Here is a 6,243-nt window from a genome sequence, read left to right on the forward strand (position 1 = left end):
AAGAACGACCGCGGCGGAACGCCTCCGGTCGTCGCGCGGCTGCCGTTTCCGGAAGAGTGGCGCGTCATCCTCATCCTCGACCATTCCGGGCATGGACTGCATGGCGCTGCCGAGGTCGCGGCGTTTCGTTCGCTGCCGCCATTCCCAACGGCAGGCAGTGGGGAGATCTGCCGGAGGGTGCTGATGGGCATTATGCCGGCTTTGGTCGAGCGGGACCTTCCGGCATTCGGCGCCGCCGTCACCGCGATACAGATGCTGATCGGCAGCCATTTCGCCCCGGCGCAGGGCGGCGTGTTCACCTCGAAGCGGGTCGAGATGGCGGCCCACCGTCTCAATGAAGCAGGCGCCGTCGGCATCGGCCAGAGTTCCTGGGGGCCGACAGGCTTTGCCTTCGCGCCATCACATGACGCCGCACTCAAGTTCGTCGACGCGGTTCGGAGGACAGCAACTGAGGACGGCCTTGAGATCAAGATCGTCAAGGGCAGGAACTCCGGCGCGAAGATCAGCTCAACCAGGCTGAATCTCGTCGGCAGTTGACGCTCCCGTTTCAGGCAGAAAGGCAAGAAATGGCCCGCAAACACATCCTGCACATGCTGACACCGTTGAAGCAGATGAGCCCCTTCGACGTGAACATGGCGCTCGACGCAGGTTTCGACGCCGTCGTCCCCTATGTCGATGTAAGCCTCGCCGAAGTGACAGGCCTGGTCCAGGACGCGATCTTTTCGCGCCCGCCGGATGCGGGTGTCGACACCGGCATCTTCATCGCCGGGAAGGACGCCTCGTTGGCGCTCGACATGTTCGACGCCGCGAAGAAGGCGATGGTGCCGCCTTTCCAGGTTTCGGTGTTTGCCGATCCGGCCGGCTCGTTCACCACGGCCGCGGCGATGGTGGCCAAGGTCGAAAAGGCGCTGGAGAAGAAATTCCAGCGTGCGCTCAGGGATACGAGGGTGGCTGTTTTCGGTGCCACCGGCGTCGTCGGCTTCTGCACCGCCGTCATCGCGGCAGGGGAAGGTGCCCGGGTCACACTTGTCGGCCATGACGGCATCGAACGGGTCAAGCAGATCGCGGCCGAGATCGAAAGCAGGTTCAACATCATCGTCGATGCCGCTGACGGATCGAGCGACGCACGCAAGACAAAGCTGGTCGAGGCAAACGAAATTATCCTGGCTTGCGCCAAAGCTGGCGTCCAGGTGGTCTCCAAAGCCCAGTTGAAAGGCAATGATCTGCTTATTGCGGCCGACGTCAATGCCGTTCCCCCGGCCGGTATCGAAGGATTGGCCGTCAATGCCAATGGTGATCCACTCGAAGCGGCAAAAGCTGTCGGCATTGGTCCGCTTGCCATCGGCAATGTCAAATATAAGGTCGAATTCGGTCTCTTCAAAAGAATGATCGAATCCGAAAAGACGATCACGCTCGATTTTCAGGAAGCGTTTTCCCTTGCACGCGAGATTGCCAAGTAACGCCGGATCTCTTTTGATCGCGGCAATTTCAGGCCGGGCGCTGGCCGCCGCCGCGCGTCGCGCCGGCTATCGTCCGCTGGTTGCCGATTTCTTTTGCGATACGGACACCGTCGCGCTCGCCGAACGTGCGACGATGCTGCCGGGCGACCTGCAGAGGGGCATCGACGGCGAGCGCATCGTCGACACGCTTCGGCGATTGGCTGGCGACGACCTGCCGGTCGCCATTATCCTGGGCTCAGGGTTTGAGCGGATGCCTGAGACCGTGGACGAGATCGCGCGACACTTTCCGCTCGCAGGCAATGGCGGCGCCGCAATCCGCAGGATCAAGGATCCGCAGTTGCTGGCCGATGATTGCGCCGAACTTGGCATCCCGCATCCGCAATCGCGATGGGACCAGCCGCCTGATCGGGAGAACTGGGTGGTCAAGACCGCGGGCGGCGCCGGCGGCGGGCACGTCAGACGAGCAGCCGGAGAAAGCCCGATCGCCGGCCGCTATTTCCAGCGCTTCGTTGCCGGACGCAGCATCTCGGCCCTGTTCGTCGGCAACGGGCAAACCGCGCACGTCGTGGGCTTCAGCCAACAATGGACGTCCCCCTCCCCGACAGCGCCCTATCGCTATGGCGGCGCCGTGCGGTTGAGACGCTTCGATCGCAGACAGGCGGGGGTGATCGGCGGTTGGCTCTCAAGTCTGACGCGGCGCGCCGGCCTGGTTGGATTGTGCAGCGCCGATCTTATCCGCGGGCCGGACGGCTACAAGTTCATCGAGATCAATCCGAGGCCAGGCGCCACCCTCGACATTTTCGACGATGTCGACGCGCCATTGATCGAAGCGCATCTGCGCGCCGCGACGGGTCAGGTCTTCCGCTTGCCGCGCTTCGTCGATTCGATGGCGTCGATGGTGACTTACGCCGCGACGCCAATCACTCACTTTCCGTCGATCGCCTGGCCTGAATGGACAGCGGACCAGCAGTCGGCTGGCACCCGTTTGATTGCCGGCGACCCTGTCTGCACGGTCTTCGCGCGCGGGCCGAGCGCCCAATCGACCAAGCGACTCATCAAGGGACAAGCCAGTCAATTGCAACTCCAATGGGAAGGAGACCGGACATGAAAGACGGTTCGGCATTCCTGAACGACAATGCACAGCGCATCGTTGACGGCATGATCGGCGACGCCGAACGCCTGCGCATCGTCGTTTCCAGGGGGCCATTGGGCGAGCGCCTGATCGATGCCGGCGCCAAGACCGTAGGCAGCGTCGAAGCCGGGCTGCGCATGGCTGAGGCCGCGATGGGCGGTCTCGGCAGCGTTTCTGTGTTCATGGATCGCGCGTCACAGCAATGGCCGTTCACTGTCGAAGCGCGATCTTCGCAGCCGGTGCTAGCCTGCCTGGGCAGCCAATATGCGGGCTGGAACCTGTCTGGCCAGGACTATTTCGCGATGGGATCTGGGCCGGCGCGCGCCCTCGCCCGGGTCGAACCGCTGTTCGAAACACTTTCCTATCGCGACATCGCATCGTCCGCGGTGCTTATCCTGGAGACGGCCGAACCGCCTCCCCGCGCGATCGTTGAGAAAGTGGGCAAGGCAACTGGACTGGCGACGGAAAAGCTCACCTTCCTCTATGCGCCGACACAAAGTCTTGCCGGCAGCGTGCAGATCGTCGCGCGCGCGCTCGAGGTTGCCCTGCACAAGATCAACGATCTCAAATTCCCGCTGGAGAACGTTGTCGACGGCATCGGAACGGCGCCGATCCCCGCCCCCCATCCGGATTTCCTGACCGCCATGGGCCGAACCAACGATGCCATCATCTATGGCGGCAGCGTCCAGCTCTTCGTGAAAGGATCTGCGAAAGAGGCTGGCAAACTCGCGGAAAAACTTCCCAGCAGCGCCTCACGGGACTACGGCCAACCCTTCGCCGAGATCTTCGCGCGGTTCAAGGGCGATTTCTATGCCATCGACCCGCTGCTGTTCAGCCCGGCCGAAGTGATCGTGACAGCGATCGAAACCGGCGATACGTTTCGCGCCGGTCGGCGTGATCTGAAAATGCTCGAACGGAGTCTCGGCTAAGAGGATGGCGGTGCAAAGGGATTCGTCCGTCATTCGCCTGCCCGACGACTGCATTTCGTGCAGCCCCGTCGCGGACGCGGCCATTGGGGCGCGGAATCGCTCACGCCTCCTAGGTTCCCGCACCCGAGGCGCCACATGATCCCTCGCATCCTGATCGTCAGCGACAAAGTGGACACCGGCTCCAACGGCCTGGCGGCAGGGCTTGGTCGGAGAGGCGCCGCCGTTGCAGCCGTGCCGCTGGCAGCGATCGCATTCGACACCAGCAGCCCGAGCGGGCTTTCGATCCCTGGCTTCGGCGGCACGCTGCCCGACGCCGTGGTCGTCCGTTCGATCGCCGCCGGATCGTTCGAAGCGATTACCCGGCGCCTCGGCGTGCTGCACGCGTTAAGCAGACTGTCGGTTCCCGTGTGGAATTCCGCGCAGGCGATCGAGCACTGCGTCGACAAGTCGATGACGACATTCCTCTTGAAAAATGCCGGCCTCCCCACGCCACCCACCTTTGCCGTGGAAGGACTTGCTGCCGCCGCGGAGATCGCGGCGCAAGAGCTTCCGCGGGGACCGCTGGTGCTGAAACCATTGTTCGGGGCGCAAGGCCGCGGGATAAAGCTGATCCGCACGCTCTCGGACCTGCCGGCCGCAGACGAAGTAAACAACGTCTACTACCTTCAGCAATATGTGTCGCGTGCCGGTCCGCCTTTCCGGGATTTTCGCGTCTTTGTCTGCGCCGGCGAGACCGTGGCGATGATGAGCCGCATCAGCGACGACTGGATCACGAACGTCAACCGGGGCGGCGTGCCGGAACAGGTTTCCGATCATGGCAAGGCGGAACTGGCCTCGCTGGCTGTCGCTGGGTCAGCCGCGGTCGGCGCGGATTTTGCCGGCGTGGACATCGTGCGGGCTGACGACGGCAATCTGTTCATACTCGAAGTGAACAGCATGCCCGCCTGGTCGGGATTGCAATCGGTGGTCGCCGTGAATATCGCCGAGGCAATCGCCGATGCCTTGCTGAAACTCCTGGCCGACCGTGCCGAAGCGGCCGCCGCGCCGCGGCCCTACCGTTTTGCCGCGCCTGCGAATTCGTGAGGGCCGGTAGGATGGCGCTGTCGCGTGAACGCCTCCGGGCCAGCTACAAGGATGCCTGCAGGATGGAGATCGAAGCCCTCAAACCGGGCAACGTCCATCTGTTCGCCGACGGACACGGAATGTCCGCCGCCCAGTTCATGATGAGTGCGGAGGTTTCTTCCGGGCCGCTGACCGATCCTCGTCTGCCGGTCGGACAGCGCATGCTGGAGGCGGTGCGCGCTACACGACTGGCGGTCGCAACCAATACCAATCTCGGAATCATCCTTCTGGCAGGGCCACTGATATGCGCCGCCGAAATGGGCGGTGACAGACTGCAGGACAATCTCGACTCGCTGCTTCGGGCTTTGAGCGTGCAGGATACCAAGGCGGTATTCGAGGCGATCGTCACGGCCGCGCCAGGCGGCCTGGGAGAAGCCGCCAACGATGTGCGGCAGGAGCCGAAGGTTCATTTGCTGGACGCGATGCGGGAGGCCGCCGACCGCGACATGATCGCCCGCCAGTACGGCAGCTGTTTCGGCGACGTGTTCGGGGTCGGGCTCGCCGCGCTGGATGGAGCGTTGGCACGTGGAGAAACCGGCATGTGGCCGACGGTATTCGTCTACATGGCGTTTCTCGCCGGCTTCCCCGACAGCCATGTGATGCGCAAGCATGGCGTTGACGTCGCAAATCAGGCGCGGCAGGAAGCCGTTGCCGTCCAGGCGGCGCTCCATGCCGAGGGCGACGAGCCGTCGCGCATTCGCCTGCTCATGGAGTTCGACCGTCGGTTAAAGGCCGACAACATCAATCCCGGCACCTCGGCCGACCTCACCGTGGCTACTCTTTTAGTCCACACCCTCGCCCTCACCTTGCATAATCGCGGCGTTGGTGCTTGACTTCCAAAAGCGGAAGCTGTGCTTCCGCGGCTATCTAGCCAACCGGTCCGGGCAAATCCGGACGCTGCCAACAAGGATAGCTGTCCATCGAGCGCCTGCTCGGTTGCAGCGTCCGTGGACATCATAATTGTGTCTTGGAGGAAATTGGCATGGCAAAAATATCAAAGGTTATGGTCGGTGAATCGCTGGTGGGAGACGGCAACGAAGTCGCGCATGTCGACCTGCTCATCGGCCCGGGGGGGAGCGCGGTCGAAACGGCATTCTGCAACGCGCTTACCAACAACAAGGACGGCTTTACTTCGCTTTTGGCGGTGATCGCGCCCAATCTTCAATGCAAACCCAACACCGTGATGTTCAACAAGGTCACGATCAAGGGCGCCAAGCAGGCGGTCCAGATGTTCGGCCCAGCGCAGCACGCCGTGGCAAAGGCTGTGCAGGACAGCGTTGCGGACGGGACCATTCCGGCCAACGAAGCGGACGACGTGTTCATCTGCGTCGGGGTGTTCATCCATTGGGACGCGGCGGACGACGCCAAGATCCAGAAATACAATTACGAGGCGACAAAGGAAGCTATCCAGCGCGCTGTTGCAGGAACCCCGACCGCCGCCGAAGCAACGGCCCAGCGCGACAAGGTCAAGCATCCGTTCGCAGCCTAGACAAGAGACAGCCCCGCACAGGAAAAACCCTCTTCTGAGACGGATGGTCTGTTGCGCCGGCTGAAAAAAGTTCTGGGCTTTTGAAACGTCACCTCCCGAAGGGCGCACGTC

The 6,243-nt window shown here is 62.9% G+C and carries 6 protein-coding genes and 1 pseudogene; all 7 read left to right on the top strand.

Annotated elements, in window-relative coordinates; all coding sequences use genetic code 11:
- Positions 1–537, top strand: a pseudogene (locus EOC06_RS30450) (GHMP kinase); the annotation flags it as partial.
- A 29-nt stretch (positions 538–566) separates the two neighbouring features.
- Positions 567–1,460: an NAD(P)-dependent methylenetetrahydromethanopterin dehydrogenase gene (locus EOC06_RS30455; protein ID WP_127269828.1), complete on the top strand. Its 894-nt coding sequence runs from the start codon at positions 567–569 to the stop codon at positions 1,458–1,460.
- A gap of 13 nt (positions 1,461–1,473) precedes the next feature.
- Positions 1,474–2,568: an ATP-grasp domain-containing protein gene (locus EOC06_RS30460; RefSeq protein WP_127269830.1), complete on the top strand. Its 1,095-nt coding sequence runs from the start codon at positions 1,474–1,476 to the stop codon at positions 2,566–2,568.
- Positions 2,565–3,521, top strand: coding sequence for a methenyltetrahydromethanopterin cyclohydrolase (gene mch / locus EOC06_RS30465; RefSeq protein ID WP_127409106.1), 957 nt, complete (start codon positions 2,565–2,567; stop codon positions 3,519–3,521). The genes EOC06_RS30460 and mch overlap by 4 nt, the downstream gene beginning before the upstream one ends.
- Before the next feature lie 135 nt (positions 3,522–3,656).
- Positions 3,657–4,604, top strand: a complete 948-nt coding sequence (locus EOC06_RS30470) for a RimK family alpha-L-glutamate ligase (RefSeq protein ID WP_128309534.1) — start codon at positions 3,657–3,659, stop codon at positions 4,602–4,604.
- 11 nt (positions 4,605–4,615) lie between these two features.
- Positions 4,616–5,476, top strand: coding sequence for a triphosphoribosyl-dephospho-CoA synthase (locus EOC06_RS30475; protein ID WP_128309535.1), 861 nt, complete (start codon positions 4,616–4,618; stop codon positions 5,474–5,476).
- A 149-nt stretch (positions 5,477–5,625) separates the two neighbouring features.
- Complete coding sequence (gene fae / locus EOC06_RS30480; RefSeq protein ID WP_128309536.1) at positions 5,626–6,132, top strand: formaldehyde-activating enzyme; 507 nt, start codon at positions 5,626–5,628, stop codon at positions 6,130–6,132.
- The last annotated feature ends 111 nt before the right edge of the window (positions 6,133–6,243 follow it).

Source organism: Mesorhizobium sp. M7A.F.Ca.MR.362.00.0.0, from assembly GCF_004023175.1.
In the GTDB taxonomy this organism is placed as follows: Bacteria; Pseudomonadota; Alphaproteobacteria; order Rhizobiales; family Rhizobiaceae; genus Mesorhizobium.

Excerpts from the sequence above, each read along its gene's own strand:
- EOC06_RS30455 (WP_127269828.1), top strand. The coding sequence starts at position 567 with ATGGCCCGCAAACACATCCTGCACATGCTGACACCGTTGAAGCAGATG.
- mch (WP_127409106.1), top strand. The coding sequence starts at position 2,565 with ATGAAAGACGGTTCGGCATTCCTGAACGACAATGCACAGCGCATCGTT.
- EOC06_RS30470 (WP_128309534.1), top strand. The coding sequence starts at position 3,657 with ATGATCCCTCGCATCCTGATCGTCAGCGACAAAGTGGACACCGGCTCC.
- EOC06_RS30475 (WP_128309535.1), top strand. The coding sequence starts at position 4,616 with ATGGCGCTGTCGCGTGAACGCCTCCGGGCCAGCTACAAGGATGCCTGC.
- fae (WP_128309536.1), top strand. The coding sequence starts at position 5,626 with ATGGCAAAAATATCAAAGGTTATGGTCGGTGAATCGCTGGTGGGAGAC.